Origin of the sequence: Isoptericola halotolerans, from assembly GCF_013149785.1 — a bacterium.
GTDB classification, from domain to species: domain Bacteria; phylum Actinomycetota; class Actinomycetes; order Actinomycetales; family Cellulomonadaceae; genus Isoptericola; species Isoptericola halotolerans.
Map to the genome: position 1 here is coordinate 26,727 of NZ_JABEZU010000001.1, position 16,441 is coordinate 43,167.

The following is a 16,441-nucleotide window of genomic DNA, read 5'->3' on the forward strand; positions in this document are numbered from 1 at the left end:
GGAGGCCTCCATGGTGAACGACCACTACGACTACCTGCTGCTCGGCGCCGGGATGGCGTCCGACGCCGCCGCGCGCGGCATCCGCGAGGTCGACCCCACCGGCAGCATCGGGATCGTCGGCCGCGAGCAGACCGAGCCCGTGACACGCCCGGCGCTGTCCAAGAAGCTGTGGACGGACCCGGACTTCACGTTCGACCAGGTGTGGACGGGGACGGCCGAGGACACCGGGGCGGACCTGCTGCTCGGCGAGACCGTCGTCGCGCTCGACACGGACCGCCGCACGGTGAGCACGGCGTCGGGCCGGGAGATCGGCTACGGCAAAGCCCTGGTGGCCACCAGCGGCACACCCGGCTCGGCCGACGTCGACGACTCGCACGGCACGGGCCGCGTCATCCCGTTCCGCAGCGTGCGCGACTACGAGCGGCTGCGCGGGCTCACCTCGCACGGCAGTCCGCACGTCGTGGTGGTGGGCGGCAGCTACATCGCCACCGAGCTGGCGGCCGGGCTCACCGAGACCGACGCGCAGGTGACCCTCGTGTTCACGCAGGACACTCTCCTGGACCAGATGCTGCCCGCCGACCTCGCCGGGCGTGTGGAGCTGCCGTTCCGCACCCACGGGGTGGAGCTCGTGCGCGGTACCGGGGCGACGGGAGGCGAGGTGCGGGGTCCCGACGGGCCGGTCCACCTGGCGCTCTCGTCGGGCGAGCAGGTCGAGGCCGACGTCGTCGTGCTGGGGCTGGGGATCTCGCTCGAGACCGGGTTCGCCGCCGAGGCCGGGCTGGAGACGGTCGACGACGGCGGCATCGTCGTGGACGAGCACCTGCGGTCGAGCGACCCCGCGGTATGGGCCGCCGGGGACGTGGCGCACTACCCGGACCGGGTGCTCGGTGCGCGGCGGGTCGAGCACGTGGACCACGCGACGTCGTCGGGCCGGGCGGCCGGGCGGGACATGGCAGGCGCCGACGAGCCGTACGCGCACACGCCCTTCTACTACTCGGTGCTGTTCGGCGTGCGCTACGAGGCGGTGGGCACTCTCGACGCCTCCCTCGAGATCGTCGAGGACCGCCAGGGCCCCGCCGACGACCCGCTCGCGCAGGTCGTGGCCTACTACGTCGAACCGGCCGACGACGGCACGGACGCGGTCCGGGTGCACGGCGTGCTGCTCTGGGGCGTCGACGAGGGCACCGAGGCGCCGGACGCGGCCCGCGAGGTGCTGGCGGCCGGTCCGACGGACCCGGCGTCGCTGCGCGGTCGGATCGTGCTGGGCGAGCTCGGCGAGGCCTGACAGCGCGTCGGCCGACCGGTCGCGTCCGTCCTACGCTCGTGCCATGAGCAACGAGTGGCGGCAGGTGGTGGCCGCGCTGGCGGACGAGGACAGGCTGCGGCTGTTCGCGCGGATCGTCGAGGGCGGCCCGGGGCGCGGTGATGCCGGTGCCCCGACGGCCGAGGTGCTGATTGTCGACGCCCTGACCGCGGACGACCGCCGCCGGCTGAGCACCCTGTGCGACGCGGGGCTCGTGTCCGTGCAGGACGGGACCCCGCGAGCGGCGCCCGGGCGGTTCCGGGAGCTCCTCACCGCCGCCGCGTCGGCCGAGCCGGCGCCACCCTCCGGCCCGGAACGTCTCCTCACCGACGGACGGCTCCAGGGGATGCCGCGGCGCCAGCGGGACCGGCAGGAGGTCGTGCGCTACCTCGCCACGCAGGTGCTGGCGCTGCACGAGCCCGTCAGCGAGCGCACGCTGACCGACCGGCTGCGCCGGCGCACGGCCGACCCGGTCGGGCTGCGCCGCGCCCTGGTCGACGCCGGGCTCGTCACCCGCACGCGCGACGGCGCGGAGTACTGGCGCACGACGGTCACCGAGTTCGACAGCGAGTCGGACGGGGCCTCGCCGCCCTGACGCGCACGGTCACCGGCCGCACCGTCAGAACGGCACACCGCAGCGCAGCACCACGTTCGCGTAAGACGTCGCCTCGCCGGTGCGCACCACGAGCGCCGCGGAGGTGAGCAGCTCCTTGAGCTCGTCGTGGGGCACGAGCTCCGGGGCGAGGCCGCGCTCGTCGAGCCAGGTGCTCACCAACGTGCCGCTGCTCTCGGTCGCGGCCACGCTGCCCTCGACGACGATCTCCTCGAGGACGGCGTCGAGCACCTGGGTGAAGCGGGGCACCCCGTGCACGACGGCGAGGTCGACCACGGGCGCCGACGGCGGCAGGGGCAGCCCGCAGTCGGCCACGACGACGAGGTGCCCGTGGCCGAGGCGGGCGAGCCCTTCGGCCAGGGCGGGGTTGAGCACTCCGGTGCGCCTCACGCGGTGACCTCGGGCAGCTCGTCCCCGAGGCCGGGGTAGGACGACTGCGCGCCGACCGACCGCACGGCGTACGCGCCCACGCGCGCCGCGAGGCGGGCGGCGGTCACGAGGTCGTCGCCGCCGGCGAGACCGTGCGCGAGCGCCCCGACGAACGCGTCGCCCGCCCCGGTCGTGTCCACGGCGTCGACGCGTGGCGTCGGCACCTGCTCCAGGAGGTCCCCGGCGCCGACGAGCGCGCCCCGCGCGCCGAGCGTCATGACGACCGACGGCACCCCGCGGGCGAGCAGTGCGGTCACGACGGCCTCGTCCGAGCCGTCCTCGGCCGCCGGAGCCGCCGCACCGTTCCCGGAGCCGTCCGCTGCGCCGAGCGCGTGCGCGACGAGCGCGGCCTCGTGCTCGTTGACCACGAGCGGGTCCGCCGCGAGGAGCACCTCGGTGTCGACGTCGATGACGGGCGCGAGGTTCACGACGAGCCGGCCGCGGGCCGCACGCGCCGCCTCCTCGATCCCTGCGCGCGGGATCTCGCCCTGCAGCACCACGACCGCGGCACGGCCGATGACGTCGTGGTGCGCCCGGACGGCGTCGGCGTCCACCGTGGCGTTGACCCCGGGGATGACGACGATCGAGTTCTCCCCGTCGGCCGAGACGGACACGAGCGCGACGCCCGTGCGGCCCGTCCGCACGGCGAGCGCCGACAGGTCCACCCCCGCCTCCCGCAGACCCGCCAGGGCAGGCTCGGCGAACGCGTCGTCCCCGACGGCCCCGACCAGGGCGGTCGGGGAACCGAGCCGCGCGGCGGCGACGGCCTGGTTGGCCCCCTTGCCGCCGGGCAGGACGTCCAGCCTCTCACCGAGGATCGTCTCGCCCGGGGCGGGGTGCGCGGCCACACGGGCGAGGAGGTCGGCGTTCGTCGAGCCGACGACGACGACGCGGGCGTGCGGGCCGTCGTGCGGCAGGGAGGAGGGGGTGGGTGCGGTCACTGCAGGAAGTCTCCGACGTTCTCGGTGGTCACGGTCTGGACGGGCACGGGGATCTCGGCGTCGACGGCCTCGCCGGCGAGCACGCGGGACATGACCTCGACGGCCTGGCGGCCGAGCTCGGTGGGCTGCTGGGCGATGGTCGCGACCAGGGTCCCGGCCTCCACCGCGGCGAGACCGTCGTCGGTGCCGTCGAAGCCGACGACCATGACGTCGTCACCGGCGCGGTCGCCGAGGGCCTGGAGCGCACCGAGCGCCATCTCGTCGTTCTCGGCGAAGATCCCCACGGTGTCCGGGTGCGACTGCAGCAGGTTGGTGGCGACGTCGAGCGCCTGCGCGCGGTCGAAGTTCGCGGTCTGGGTGGCGACGACCTCGATGTCGCCGAACTCGGCGATGCCGTCGGCGAAGCCCTGGCCGCGGTCGCGGCTCGCGGAGGTCCCGGCGACGCCCTGCAGGACGATCACCGTGCCCTCCTCGCCGATCGCGGCGGCGAGCGCCTCGGCCGCCTGGCGGCCGCCGGCGACGTTGTCGCTCGAGACCAGGGAGGTGATGTCGGCGCCCTCGACGGCCCGGTCGACGCCGACGACGGGCAGGTCGGTGGCGAGCGCCGGTTGCACGGCGGCACCCGCGGCGTCGGAGTCGACGGGGTTGATGACGACGCCGTCGGCGCCACCGGTGACGGCGTTGGCGATCTGGTTGGCCTGGGTGGTGCTGTCGTTCTGCGCGTCGACGACCTCCAGGTCGACGCCGAGCTCGTCGGCAGCCGCCTGGGCACCGTCGCGCACGTCGACGAAGAACGGGTTGTTCAGCGTCGACAGCGACAGGGTCACGCTCTGTCCGGCGGCGTCGCCGCCCTGGGGGTCGTCGCCGTCGCGTCCGCACGCGGCGGTGGTGGCGACCAGCGCGAGGCTGATCGTGACGGCGGTGGTGAGTCGTCCTCGGGTGGAGAACTTCATCGTTCGCTCCTTCGTCGTGGGCACGGTGCCCGGGGTGCCTGGGGGTCAGGCGGGGATGGTCAGTGGCGGGTGTTCTTGCGGCGCAGCACGTCGATGCCGACGGCGACGGCGATGACGAGCCCGATGACGACCTGCTGCCAGAACGAGCTGACGTTGAGCAGGTTGAGCCCGTTGCGGATGACGGCGAGGATCAGCGCGCCGACCAGCGTGCCGGACACGCGGCCGACGCCGCCGGCGAGCGACGCGCCGCCGATGACGACGGCGGCGATGGCGTCGAGCTCGTAGCCCGCCGCGGCCTGGGGCTGGGCCGAGTTGAGCCGTCCGGCCAGCAGCATCCCGGCGAGCGCGGCGTACACCCCGGCGAGGGCGAAGACGGTCACCAGCACCCGCTTGACCGGGATGCCGGAGAGGCGGGCCGCCTCGGCGTTGCCGCCGACGGCGTACATGGAGCGGCCGACGACGGTGCGGTTGAGGATGAACGCGGCGACCAGCCCGGCGACGGCGAGCACGAGGATCGGCACCGGGATGCCGAACAGGGTGCCGCCCAGGAACGACACGGCGGGCGAGGTGGCGATCGGGCGGCCGTCGGACAGCACGAGGGTGAGTCCGCGGGCGACGCTGAGCATCGCCAGGGTGGCGATGAACGACGGCAGGCGACCGAAGGCGATGGCGATGCCGCTGATCGCGCCGAGCGCGGCGCCGGTGGCGAGCCCGGCCAGCAGGGACAACCCGCCGGGCAGGCCGGCCGCCGAGTACACCCAGGCGGAGGCCATCGCGCTGAGCGCCGCGACGGAGCCGACCGACAGGTCGATCCCGCCGGCGACGATCACGAACGTCATGCCGAAGGCGAGCACCGCGATCGTGGACGCCTGGATGCCGATGTTGAGCAGGTTCGGCCCGGTGAGAAAGTTCGGGGTGGCGATGAACAGTGCCAGGCACAGGGCGACGAGCCCCACGAGGGCGCCGTTGTTCGCCAGGAACGTGCCCGCCCCGGTCCGCAGCCGCGACGCCGGCGTGGGCGAGGGGGTCGATGTGGTCGGTGTGCTCATGCGCTCGTTCCTTCGCTGTGGTCTTCGGCGTCGCGGTCGACGTCGCGCACGGCCAGGGCCATGACGCGGTCCTCGGTGGCGTCCTCGCCCTCGAGCTCCCCGGCGACGTGCCCCCCGCTCATCACGAGGATGCGGTCGCTCATGCCGAGGACCTCGGGCAGGTCGCTGGAGACCATGACGACCGCTCCGCCGTCGGCGGTGATGGCGTTGATGAACTCGTAGATCTCGACGCGGGCCCCGACGTCGACGCCGCGGGTGGGCTCGTCGAGGAGGAGGACCTGGGACCCGGCGAGCACCCAGCGGGCGAAGACGATCTTCTGCTGGTTGCCGCCGGACAGGTCGCGTGCGGTCTGGTCGATGTCGCGCATCCGGATGCGCAACCGGTCGGCGACGTCCTGGGCGCGACGGCGCTGGCCCGGGCGGTCGACGAGCCCCAGGCGGGCCGTGGACCGCAGCGTCGCGTAGCCGATGTTCTCGTTGACCGACGCCCCGAGCACGAGGCCCTGCGACTTGCGGTCCTCGGGGACGTGCCCGACGCCGGCGGCGATCGCGCTGCCGACGTCCTTCGCGGGCAGCGCGCCCCCGCGCACGGTGACGGTGCCGGCGTCATAGGGGTCGGCGCCCGCGACCGCCCGCAGCAGCTCGGTGCGCCCGGCCCCGACGAGCCCGGCGATGCCGAGGACCTCGCCGGCGCGCACCTGGAAGCTGATGTCGTCGACCACCCCGTGCCGCGACAGGTGCTGCACGTCGAGGAGCACCTCGTCAGGGCCGGTGTACTCGCGCCGGCGCGGGTGGTGGTCGGCGATGTCGCGTCCCACCATGTGCCGCACGAGCTCGTCCTCGTCGGTCGAGGCGGGCACCTCCGCCACGAGGGAGCCGTCGCGCAGCACGCTGACGTCGTCGCCGATCCGGGCGATCTCCTCCAGGTGGTGACTGATGAAGACCATGCCCACGCCGTCGGCCCGCAGGTCCTCGACGACGCCGAACAGGGCGTCGATCTCCCCGTGGGTGAGCGCCGCCGTCGGCTCGTCGAGGATCAGCATGCGGGCGTCCAGGCTGAGGGCCTTGGCGATCTCCACGAGCTGCTGGCGGGCCACACCCAGCTCGCCCACGGGCTGGTCGACGTCGACGTCGAGACCGATGCGGTCGAGGGCCCGGCGGGCCGTGGTGCGCATCGCGCGCTTGTCGAGCAGGCCGGCACGCGACGGCAGCCGACCCATGAGCACGTTCTCCGCGACCGACATGGTCGGCACGAGGTTGAGCTCCTGGTGGATCGTCGCGATGCCGTGGGACTCCGCGGCGCGCACGCCGTCGAGGACGACGGGCCCGCCGTCGACCAGGATGCGTCCGCCGTCGGGCTGGTAGATGCCCGACATCATCTTGATGAGCGTGGACTTGCCGGCGCCGTTCTCGCCGAGGAGCACCTGGACGTGCCCGCGCCGGACGTGCACCGTGACGTCGTCGATGACCCGTACGGGGCCGAACGACTTCGAGACGTTCTCCAGGGTGAGCAGCGGCGCGTCGGCCGAGGGGGTGCTCATGAGGTCCTCCGCGGGTCGGGGGAGCCGGTCGAGCCGCGCACGACGAGGGTCGTCGGGAGGACGGCCGGGGTGACGGGCTCGTCGGCGAGCACGTCGCGGATCATCTCCACCGCCAGCGAGCCCATCCGGGCGGCGTCGTGGGCGATGACGGTGAGGGCCGGGCTGACCAGGCGGAAGGCGTCGATGTCGTCGTAGCCGACGAGCGACAGCTCGGAGCCGATCTGCACCCCGCGGTCCTGGCAGACCTGCAGGACGCCGAACGTCATGAGGCTGTCCGCCGCGAGGATCGCCGTCGGCGGTTCGTCCAGGCCGAGGAGGAGCTCGGCACCCTCGACGCCGCTGGCCACCTGGAAGTCTCCCTGGTGGACGAGTCGCGGGTCGGGATCGAACCCGTGGGTGGCGACGGCGTCACGGTAGGCCTCCAGGCGCTCGCGACCGGTGGACGTCTCCTGGGGGCCGGCGACGTATCCGACCCGCCGGTGGCCCAGCTCGGCGAGGTGCCGGGCGGCGTCGGCGATGCCGGTGCGGTTGTCCGAGGTGACGCTCGGGACGTCCACGCCGTCGATGGTGCGGTCGACGAACACGACCGGCATGCCCAGGGTGAGGACCTCGCGCAGGCTGCCGCTGCCGTCGCCCTGCGGGGCGACGATCATGCCGTCGACGCGCTGGGAGACGAGCAGGTCCAGGCAGAGGTCCTGCTGGTCGGTGCTCTCGTTGGCGTTGCACAGCAGGGTGGCCATGCCGGTGGCCAGGGCGCTCTGCTCGACGGTGTGCGCGATCTCCGCGAAGAACGGGTTGCGCACGTCGGAGACGAGCACCCCGATCGTGTTGGTGCGGGTCTTGCGCAGCGAGCGGGCCTGCGCGTTGGGGCGGAAGCCGAGCTCGCGGGCGGCGTCGTCGACGCGGCGCCGGGAGTCCGCCGAGGTGGCGGGGTGGCCGGACAGCACGCGGGACGCCGTCGCCACCGACACCCCGGCTCGCGCCGCGACGTCGCGGATGGTCACCGACTGCATCGCAGCCTCCTCGCTGGGTCGAACGTCGTTGGTCTGTGTCGTGTAACCGATTCCATGGAACCGATTACACGGAGAGTACGTCGCGAGGCAGCGGCGCGCAAGGATGCGTGACGAGGGCATCTACCCACCCTGGCGAGCTCGGGTCCAGGGATCCGGTGACGCCGGGCTACGGCTCCCGCGGCCAGGCCTCGACCGCCGGGACGGCAGCCGAGCACTCGGCGACCACGGCGCCGTCGTCGCCGAGAAGGGTGGCCGTGGCCGTCCAGCCCGAGACGTCCTCCGGCGTCTCGACGCTCGCCCAGGCGAGCAGCTCCGGCACCGTCCACCACAGGTCGTCGTCGGCATCGAGGTCTGGCGCGTCGTCCCACGCGCCGTGCGCGTCGTCGTGCGACGTCGCGGTCTGCGAGGAGTAGCGCCGCCCGTCGGGCGAGCGCACGGTCAGCGTGGCGTCCGCGGCATCGAGCGGACGGTTGCCGCCGTCGTCGGCCGCGAGCCCGGTCGACCAGGCGGCGACCACCTGCCACGACTCCGTGGCCAACCGGTGGATCCCGAGCCGGGACTCCCACGAGGCCGACGCGGCGCTGTCGATCATCGCCGTCGCCACGAAGTCACCGGTGCTGGTGCAGGAGGTCCCGTCGGACGACGAGTGCCAGGCGCCGCCGCTGCTCTGCGTCAGGCTCGTCGCCGCCGCGGCAGCGCACACGACGAGCGCGACGGCGCTCGTGACGATCGGTGGCCAGCGCAGGCGTGGTGCGCGGTCGTCGCGCTGACGGCGCAGCCACGCCACCCACGGGTGCGGGGCGGGCCGGGTGCTGAGCACGGCGACGGTGCCGAGCAACGAGTCCGCGAAGGTGCGGCCCTGCGGGTGCCAGGCGGCGCGCAGGTAGCCGATCATCAGGACGGCGTCGAGCAGGTGCGCGAACCATCGCAGCACGGTCCCCGCGAACCCGATCGGTCGACCGGTCCGGTCGTCGACCACGGACACGCCCGTCACGCGCTTGCCCGGCGTCATCCCCGTGTAGGCCTGCAGCACCGCGAGCGAGACGAGGGAGCCTGCGGTCCAGACGAAGGTCGCGGAGGCTAGGGGAGGGTCCTCGCCGCCGTCCAGCAGCGGCAGCGTCGCGAACGACGGGGCCTCGCCGGTGGCGAGCCACGCGACCGAGGCCACGAGCGCCGAGTCCAGGAGCACCGCCAGTGCACGGTGGAGCCAGCCGGCCTTCGCGTGGCCTCCGACGAGCGGGTGCGGTCCGCTCGGCAGGTCGTCGGACGGCGGCGGGGTGGGGGGTGCGTGCGCCGGGACCGTCGTCGTCATGGGGGGATGGTTCCACGGACGGCAGCGCAGGTCATGCTCTCGGCTCGGCCCGCGAGAGTCCTGATCGTCACGCCCGTCCGGCCGGCGCCGCGCCTCCCAGGCCGGTCACGACGGCGTGGACCGTGGCGGCGACGAGGTCACGGTCCAGCGGCGCGTCGTCGAAGGACCGGTGCATGGGCCAGCCCTCGACGAGGGCGTCGAGGGCGCGGCAGACGTGCTCCGGGAAGTGCAGGCCCAGGCTCTCGCGGCTGCGCAGGAGCCAGGTGTGCATGGTGGAGCGCACCTCGGGGTGGTGGTTGGCGTAGGCGTACATCTCGAAGATGAGCGTCAGCTCGCGATGTGTCGCGTAGGCCTGGCCGCAGATCAGGTCGACGACGGCGGTCTCCGCCTCCGCGGTGTCGGCCGCGTCCTCCAACATCCGGCGGTACTGGAGGGACATGGTGTCGGCGAGGCGCGCGAACGCCTGGGCCAGCAGGTCGCTCATCCCGTCGAAGTAGTAGGTCATCGAGCCCAGCGGTACCTCGGCGGCCGCGGCGATCCGGCGGTGGGTGGTGCCGTGCACGCCGTCCCGCGCCACGACCTCCAGGGTCGCGTCGAGGATCCGGTCCTTGCGCCCCGGGTCGTTGGGCGCCTGACGACGTGTGCCGCTCACGGCAGCCAATCTGCCAGGGTTCCGCCGTCCAACCAAGTGTGTACGCTTGTACAACCTTCGTCCTGAACGGGAGCCCCCTTGTGACCGCCAGCCTCCGCGCGCGCCGGAACGCCCTGTTCGCGCTGTTCTTCCTGCCCGGGATCACCATCGCGTCCTGGGTGACGCGCACCCCGGACATCCGTGACCTCGTCGGCGCCTCGACCGCGCAGATGGGGCTCATCCTCTTCGGTCTCTCCGCGGGCTCGATGATCGGCATCCTGTCCTCCGGGCCGCTGGTGGCACGGTGGGGCGCACGCCCGGTGATGGCGGCCGGCACGGTCTCGGTGGCGGTGGGAGCGGCCGTCATCGGCGTCGGCGCGGCACTCGGCAACGGTGCCGTCGTCGCCCTGGGCCTGGGCCTGTTCGGCTGCGGGATGGGTGGCGGCGAGGTCGCCCTCAACGTCGAGGGCGCCGAGGTCGAGCGGCTGCTGGGGCGCTCCACACTGCCCGCCCTGCACGGGTTCTTCAGTCTCGGCACCGTGGTCGGAGCCGTCGCGGGCATGGTCCTCACGGCCGTCCGGTTCCCGGTCCTCGCTCATCTCCTGGTCGTCGCCGGGGTGGTGCTGGTGACGCTCTCCGTCGCGATCCGCGACGTGCCCGCCGCCGTGGGAAGGAGCGTCGCCGAAGCTCAGGAGCACACGGGTCCGCGCCCTGCGGTGTGGAAGGACTCCCGGCTGCTGCTCGTCGGGATCATCATCCTGGCGCTCGCGATGGCGGAGGGGACGGCGAACGACTGGCTCCCGCTCATCATGGTCGACGGCCACGGGTTCGACGCCGCCCTCGGCTCGGCCGTGTACGCGGTCTTCGCCGCGGCGATGACGGTCGGCCGGTTCCTCGGCGGAGGTCTCGTGGACCGGTTCGGCCGCGCCGCCGTGCTGGGTGCCAGCGCCGTCATCGGCGCCGTCGGTCTCGCGATGGTGAGCCTGGTCGACCACCAGTGGGTCGCGGCGGCGGCGGCGATCCTGTGGGGTCTCGGCACGTCGCTCGGGTTCCCTGTCGCTCTGTCGGCCGCCGGGGCCTCGGGTCCGAACCCGGCGGCGCGAGTCTCCCTCGCGGCGACCATCGGCTACGTGGCGTTCCTCGTCGGGCCACCGGTGCTGGGGTTCCTCGGCGAGGCCCATGGCCTGCGGTCCGCCCTGCTGGTGGTGGTCGTCCTGCTCGTCGGGGCGGCGTTCGTGACCCCTGCTGCTCGCCCGCGCGAGGTCCGGCCGGCGGTGGCCGAGCGCGTGTGACGCGCTCGGCCATGCCGACCGGTGCGGGCGCTACGTCCGGTCCGCGTGCCGAGGTTCCGGCGCGTCGGCGGGCGTGCCGGCACCCCGCAGCGCTCGCGCCTCGGCGACGGCGTCGGCCCGCTTGGCGGCCTTCTTGTCGCTGGCACGGGTGTCGCGCGGCGGGAGCTGGATCGCCTCCTCGGCGGCGATGCCGCCCTGCAGCTCGCGGCTGCGCTCCAGCTCGGCGTCGAGCTCCGCCCCGAACAGCAGCGCGAGGTTCGTGATCCACAGCCACAGCAGGAACACGATGACACCGCCGAGGGTGCCGTACGTCGACCCGTAGCTGCCGAACTGGGTGACGTAGAACCCGAACGCGGCGGAAGCCACCACCCACACGAGGATCGCCACGGCCGCCCCGATGCTGATCCACCGGAACTTCGGCTGCTTGACGTTGGGCGTGAGGTGGTAGAGCAGCGCGACGACGACCACCACGAGGAGCAGCGCGACCGGCCACTTGGCGATCTGCCAGACGGTGAGCGCGGTGCCGCCGAGCCCGACGGCGCTGCCCACGGCCTCGGCGACCGGTCCGGACAGCACCAGGTTGGCGACCACCAGGGCCGCGAGGACCACTGTGATGACGGTGACCACCAGCATGATCGGGCGCAGCTTCCAGAACGGGCGTCCCTCCTCGACCTCGTAGATGCGGTTCATCGCTCGGCTGAACGCGGTGACGTACCCGGAGGCCGACCACAGGGCGACCACCAGACCGAGGACGAGGGCCAGGCCCGCACCGGTCGAGCTCGCGGCGTTCTCGACGAGCGGTTCGATGATCGCCAGGGTCTCGGCGGGCAGGAAGTCCGAGACGGTGTCCGTCACCGAGTCGACCGCGGCCTCGGCGTCGGCGACGAGACCGAGGACGGAGATCAGAGCCAGCAGCGCCGGCGCGGACGCGAGCACGGCGAAGAACGTGAGCGCGGCGGCGAGGTCGATGCACTGGTCGTCGCCGAACTCGCGGAAGGCTCCCTTGATCGCCCGCTTCCAGTGCGGCCCGTGCAGGTCGGGCGGCGAGTCGGGCGTGGAGTCACGGTGCGTCTCGCGCGTGCGCGGCTCGTCGGTGTCAGCCATCGGCCCTCCAGGTGTCGTCGAGACCATCACCAGGCTCTGCGTGGAAGGCGATGCCCGCAACGCGAGCCGGGGCCGTCCAGAAATCCCGTGCGTCCGAGGCAAGGTGGCCGCTAGCCTCGGACGCATGGGAACACTGGTCTGAGCGCACGGGACGCCGCGTCGAGCACGCTCCGCGGCGGGTCCTTCGCACGCGTGCCGCCACGGCCCGCGTGAGACGACCATCCCTCATGCCCACCTCGGCCTGCGTCCGCACGGACGCGCCCGAGGAGATCGGAGTTCCCTGTGCGCACCTCCGCCTGTCCCGTCCAGTACCGGCTCGACGGCGTCGTCCGTCGTTTCGCCGACCGTCTCGTCCTCGACGAGGTCGACCTCACCCTGCGACCCGGCGAACGCGCCGGCGTCGTCGGTGACAACGGCTCCGGCAAGACCACCCTGCTGCGCGTCCTCGCGGGCGACCTCACCGTCGACGCGGGGGAGCGCGTCGTCGTCGCGCCCGGCGGCGTCGCCGTCGCCCACCAGCATCTCGGCCTGCCGCCGACGGCGTCGGTCGCGACGACGATCGACCACGTCCTGGCCCCGGTGCGGGCGATCGAGCGACGGCTGGGAGAGCTCGAGGCCGCGATCGGCACCGCGGGCGCCCACCGCCGGGCCGGGCTCCTCGCGGAGTACGCCGACGTGACGGCCGAGCTCGACGCCGTGGACGGCCGCACCGTCGACGTCCGCGTGGCCACCGGCCTCGCTGTCCTCGGCCTCGGCGGGCTCGACCGGTCGCGCCCGATCGGCACCCTCTCCGGCGGGGAGCGGCACCGCCTCGCCCTGGCGGCGGCCCTGGCCACGCCGTGCGACCTGCTGCTCCTGGACGAACCCACGAACGACCTCGACGACGGCGCGATCGCCTGGCTGGAGGACCGCCTCGACGCACACCGCGGCACCGTCGTCGCCGTCTCGCACGACCGCGCGTTCCTCGACCGGCTCACCTCGGTGATCCTCGAGGTCGACGACGGCCGCGTGCGGCGGTACGGCGGCGGGTACGCCGGCTACCTCGCGGCGAGGTCGGCCGAGCGGCAGCGCCGCGCGGCCGAGCACGAGCACTGGCGTGCCGAGCTGGCCCGGCAACGGCGGCTGATCGGCACGCACGCGGCACGGGTCGAGGCGGTCCCACGCAAGCTGGAGCTGGACGGGTTCGGGCACGGCGCCTTCCGGGCCCGGGCTCGTGGCCACGGCTCGATGAGCCGCGTCCGGGCGGCGAAGGAGCAGGTCGCGCGCCTGGAGGCGGCGCCGGCACCGGCACCCGCCGTGCCGCTGGCGTTCCGGCCCCGCCTCGCGGTGCCCGACGACGGCGCACCTGCCGGGGCGGGCCGCCCGCCGCGCGACGAGGTCTCGTCGCACGTGGTGAGCGTCGAGGGCCTGCGGGTCGCCGGTCGCCTCAGCCTGGAGGGCTTTCGGGTGGCGCCGGGCGAGCGGGTGCTCGTCACCGGGCCGAACGGTGCGGGCAAGAGCACCCTGCTCGGTGTGGTCGCCGGCGAGGTGACGCCCGACGCCGGGACCGTGGCGGTGCACGGGCGGGTCGCCCACCTGCGGCAGGAGGACCGCGCGGGGTCGGCGGGCGTGCCGTTGCTGCTCGCCTACGCCGAGGGCCGCGACGCGTCCCTCGACGAGCTGGCCGAGGAGCTCCTGGCGACCGGCCTGTTCCGCCCGGACGACCTGGCACGCCCGACGGGGGAGCTCTCCCAGGGTCAGCGTCGCCGGCTGGAGCTCGCCCGCGCCGTCGCGCAGCCCGCCGACCTGCTGCTCCTCGACGAGCCCACCAACCATCTGGTGCCGGAGCTGGTCGAGCAGCTGGAGGAGGCCCTCGTCGACTACCCGGGCGCCGTCGTCCTCGTCACGCACGACCGGCTGCTGCGGGCGCGCTTCCCGGGGCGCCACGTTCCGCTGGGCGGGTGACGGGCTCCCGACCCGGCGACGTGCTCCTCGCGTCGAGCCCGGCCAGCAGCTTGCGCAGGATCGTGTCGAAGGCCTGGGCCTCGCCCTCGGTGAGCAGGTCGAGGAGCCGGGTCTCGTTGCGGGCGTGGTCGGTGACGGCGGCGTCGACGACGGCGAGCCCGTCGGGGGTGAGGCCGACCAGCAGGCTCCGCCGGTCGTCGGGTGCGGAGCGTCGGGTGACGAGCCCGCGCCGCTCGAGGCGGTCGATGCGCTTGGTCATGCCGGCACGGGTGATGAGCAGGATGTCGGCGAGGTGGGACGGGCTGAGCTCGTAGGGGGCGCCCGTGCGCCGTAGCCCGGCGAGGACGTCGAACTCGCCACGGTCCAGGCCGTGGGCGGCGAACACCGCGTCCACGGCCCGGCCGCCCACGAGGTGCAGCCGGGCGAAGCGGGCCAGCGTGCCCATCGCGCGCAGGTCGAGGTCCGGACGTTCGCGCTGCCAGTGGGCGACGGCGATGTCGGCGAAGTCGGGTGTGCCGTCGGAGTGCTCGACCATGCCATCACGATACTCCACCGGTATATAGTCAACCAGGAAACCACTTGGGAGGCTGCTCTGATGAAACCTGTCCGCGTCCACACCTCGATCGACGTGGGCGTGCCTGCGGCCGTCGCGTGGGAGTACCTCAGCGTCTACGCGAACGACCTCGCCTGGCGCGCGGGCCTGGAGCAGATGACCCAGGAGCCGGCGGGACCGGTGCACGACGGCGCCCGGGTCACCGAGACCCTGCGCGTGCTCGGCCGGACCGTCGAGAGCGCGGTCGAGGTCTCCGACGTGCGCCCGGGCCGTTCGTTCCGCTGGCGGGTCGCCGACGGCACGGCCGAGGGCAGCCGGACGGTGACGCCGACAGCGGCGGGATCGTGCCGGGTCGACGTCGTCAAGGTGGTCACCCTCTCCGGGAGCGACCGTCTCCTGCGTCCGCTGGTGAGCGTCGTGATCACGCGCACCGAGCGTCAGGACCTCCGGCGGTTGCGCCGGACGCTGGAGCGTCTCGAGGTCATCGGGGCTGCTTGAGACCGATGACGACGCCGTGGGGATCCTTGACGTACCCGACCCGCCCTTCACCGGGCAGGTCGAGGATCTCGCCTGCCGAGGCTCCGCCGGCCGTCTCGACGGACGCGACCGCGGCGTCGATGTCGGGTACCTCGATCCAGACGATGGTGCTCTGCGACTGGTACCGGCTGCTCATGACGGCGGCGTCGACGCCGCTGCCGTCCCCGGTGCGGGCGACGAGGTAGTCCGGGACGTGGGGAGAGGCGGTGGACTCCCAGCCGAAGGCACGGGCGTAGAAGTCCGCGGTCTTCTCGGGGGAGGTGCTGGTCAGCTCGACGTGGATGATTGTTCCCATGCCCCCACGCTAGGGACGCCGGGGGTGCCGGGCTTGAAGGAATCGGTCAGCCTGCGGACCGTGCCATGAGACGGGCGATGCCGTCGTAGGTGTCGCGGAACGTCGTCGCCGTCATCCCTGTGAAGCGGGTGAAGTCGCGCGAGGCGTGCGACTGGTCGGCGTACCCGGCCAGCGCCGCGAGCAGGGCCGTCGGCAGGCCACCCGCCTCCGCGAGCAGCGCGTCGGTGAAGGCTCGGTGCCGCATGACCTGGAGGTACTGCTTCGGGGACAGCCCGATCCCGCGACGGAACGCCCGGTAGAGGGTCGAGGGGGCGACGGCGAGCTCGGCGGACAGCGAACCGACGTCGACGGCGGACGGCGCGGCGTCGATCCGAGCCGTCGCCTGCGCGAGGAGCTCGTGCGAGGCGGTCCGCCGCCCGGGAAGGAACCCGTCGAGCCAGCGGTCGAGCTCAGGGGCAGGATCCTCGGCGAGGGATCCCTTGCCGGGCAACGGTCCGATCGCGTCGACCACCTGCGCCGGCTGGTCCGGAGCCCGGGGGAACAGTGCGCGGCCTCCCCAGGGCGTGAACTGGATGCCGACGTAGTGGGAGGGCCCCTCCTGCGCGATGACCATCGGCGCGGTGCCGGTCGGGAGGTAGACGTCCGCGTTCTCCCGGTCGGGCCCGTCCGCGGAGAAGCGGCGCCCCGGACGGCCCAGGCAGAACTGGACGGTGCCGCGCCCGTTCGGCACGAGCACGGCACGCAGCGGCTCTGGAGGTGCGGGGGAGACCACCGACCAGTAGTGCTCGACGAGTCCCGTGAAGCGCGACGCCGGGGCGTGGCGACGGTAGTCCAACGCGGGCTCCTGTCCGGGCCGGGCCTGCGACAGCGCGGCCGCCGGAGACCGTGCACCGGCTGCCCTTTCCAAGGTATAGCGCACGGGGGGTCTTGC

At 73.8% G+C, this 16,441-nt stretch carries 17 protein-coding genes; 5 read left to right on the forward strand and 12 right to left on the reverse strand.

Annotated features, from left to right (window positions below; all coding sequences use genetic code 11):
• The first annotated feature begins 10 nt into the window (after positions 1 to 10).
• Positions 11 to 1,285: an NAD(P)/FAD-dependent oxidoreductase gene (locus tag HDG69_RS00140; protein ID WP_171781768.1), complete on the forward strand. Its 1,275-nt coding sequence runs from the start codon at positions 11 to 13 to the stop codon at positions 1,283 to 1,285.
• Between the two features lie 43 nt (positions 1,286 to 1,328).
• Positions 1,329 to 1,898 (forward strand): DUF2087 domain-containing protein, encoded by a 570-nt coding sequence (locus HDG69_RS18765; protein ID WP_246255932.1) that lies wholly within the window; start codon positions 1,329 to 1,331, stop codon positions 1,896 to 1,898.
• A gap of 24 nt (positions 1,899 to 1,922) precedes the next feature.
• Here HDG69_RS18765 and rbsD read toward each other — a convergent pair whose 3' ends face one another.
• The 8 genes from rbsD to HDG69_RS00185 form a co-directional block, all read right to left on the reverse strand.
• Entirely contained in the window at positions 1,923 to 2,306 is a 384-nt protein-coding gene (gene rbsD, locus HDG69_RS00150; RefSeq protein WP_171781769.1) for a D-ribose pyranase, read from the reverse strand.
• Positions 2,303 to 3,286, reverse strand: a complete 984-nt coding sequence (locus tag HDG69_RS00155; protein WP_343036184.1) for a ribokinase — start codon at positions 3,284 to 3,286, stop codon at positions 2,303 to 2,305. Before HDG69_RS00155 ends, rbsD begins: the two co-directional genes overlap by 4 nt.
• The gene (locus tag HDG69_RS00160; protein ID WP_171781770.1) at positions 3,283 to 4,239 is read right to left on the reverse strand and encodes a substrate-binding domain-containing protein; all 957 of its coding nucleotides are present in this window, start codon (positions 4,237 to 4,239) and stop codon (positions 3,283 to 3,285) included. The genes HDG69_RS00155 and HDG69_RS00160 overlap by 4 nt, the downstream gene beginning before the upstream one ends.
• A 59-nt stretch (positions 4,240 to 4,298) precedes the next feature.
• On the reverse strand, positions 4,299 to 5,288 hold the full coding sequence (locus tag HDG69_RS00165) for an ABC transporter permease (protein WP_171781771.1): 990 nt from the start codon (positions 5,286 to 5,288) through the stop codon (positions 4,299 to 4,301).
• Positions 5,285 to 6,829: a sugar ABC transporter ATP-binding protein gene (locus HDG69_RS00170; protein ID WP_171781772.1), complete on the reverse strand. Its 1,545-nt coding sequence runs from the start codon at positions 6,827 to 6,829 to the stop codon at positions 5,285 to 5,287. The genes HDG69_RS00165 and HDG69_RS00170 overlap by 4 nt, the downstream gene beginning before the upstream one ends.
• Complete coding sequence (locus HDG69_RS00175; RefSeq protein ID WP_171781773.1) at positions 6,826 to 7,842, reverse strand: LacI family DNA-binding transcriptional regulator; 1,017 nt, start codon at positions 7,840 to 7,842, stop codon at positions 6,826 to 6,828. The genes HDG69_RS00170 and HDG69_RS00175 overlap by 4 nt, the downstream gene beginning before the upstream one ends.
• Positions 7,843 to 8,008: 166 nt before the next feature.
• Complete coding sequence (locus HDG69_RS00180) at positions 8,009 to 9,154, reverse strand: RDD family protein (RefSeq protein ID WP_171781774.1); 1,146 nt, start codon at positions 9,152 to 9,154, stop codon at positions 8,009 to 8,011.
• A gap of 67 nt (positions 9,155 to 9,221) precedes the next feature.
• Entirely contained in the window at positions 9,222 to 9,806 is a 585-nt protein-coding gene (locus tag HDG69_RS00185; RefSeq protein WP_171781775.1) for a TetR family transcriptional regulator, read from the reverse strand.
• Positions 9,807 to 9,886: 80 nt separating this feature from the next.
• On the opposite strand from HDG69_RS00185, the gene HDG69_RS00190 reads away from it, so the two are divergent.
• Positions 9,887 to 11,077, forward strand: a complete 1,191-nt coding sequence (locus HDG69_RS00190) for an MFS transporter (protein WP_171781776.1) — start codon at positions 9,887 to 9,889, stop codon at positions 11,075 to 11,077.
• Between the two features lie 30 nt (positions 11,078 to 11,107).
• Here the strand turns inward: HDG69_RS00190 and HDG69_RS00195 are convergent, their stop codons facing one another.
• The gene (locus HDG69_RS00195) at positions 11,108 to 12,181 is read right to left on the reverse strand and encodes a YihY/virulence factor BrkB family protein (protein ID WP_171781777.1); all 1,074 of its coding nucleotides are present in this window, start codon (positions 12,179 to 12,181) and stop codon (positions 11,108 to 11,110) included.
• Positions 12,182 to 12,463: 282 nt separating this feature from the next.
• On the opposite strand from HDG69_RS00195, the gene HDG69_RS19480 reads away from it, so the two are divergent.
• Positions 12,464 to 14,125: an ATP-binding cassette domain-containing protein gene (locus HDG69_RS19480; protein WP_171781778.1), complete on the forward strand. Its 1,662-nt coding sequence runs from the start codon at positions 12,464 to 12,466 to the stop codon at positions 14,123 to 14,125.
• Here HDG69_RS19480 and HDG69_RS00205 read toward each other — a convergent pair.
• Positions 14,064 to 14,660, reverse strand: coding sequence for a MarR family winged helix-turn-helix transcriptional regulator (locus HDG69_RS00205; RefSeq protein ID WP_171781779.1), 597 nt, complete (start codon positions 14,658 to 14,660; stop codon positions 14,064 to 14,066). The two genes, HDG69_RS19480 and HDG69_RS00205, sit on opposite strands and share 62 nt — an antisense overlap.
• 60 nt (positions 14,661 to 14,720) lie before the next feature.
• Between HDG69_RS00205 and HDG69_RS00210 the strand changes: the two genes are divergently transcribed.
• Positions 14,721 to 15,176 (forward strand): SRPBCC family protein, encoded by a 456-nt coding sequence (locus tag HDG69_RS00210; RefSeq protein WP_171781780.1) that lies wholly within the window; start codon positions 14,721 to 14,723, stop codon positions 15,174 to 15,176.
• On the opposite strand, the gene HDG69_RS00215 is transcribed toward HDG69_RS00210, so the two are convergent.
• Positions 15,160 to 15,510, reverse strand: a complete 351-nt coding sequence (locus HDG69_RS00215; protein WP_171781781.1) for a VOC family protein — start codon at positions 15,508 to 15,510, stop codon at positions 15,160 to 15,162. The genes HDG69_RS00210 and HDG69_RS00215 overlap by 17 nt on opposite strands.
• Before the next feature lie 46 nt (positions 15,511 to 15,556).
• The gene (locus HDG69_RS00220; RefSeq protein WP_171781782.1) at positions 15,557 to 16,345 is read right to left on the reverse strand and encodes an AraC family transcriptional regulator; all 789 of its coding nucleotides are present in this window, start codon (positions 16,343 to 16,345) and stop codon (positions 15,557 to 15,559) included.
• Positions 16,346 to 16,441: the final 96 nt, after the last annotated feature.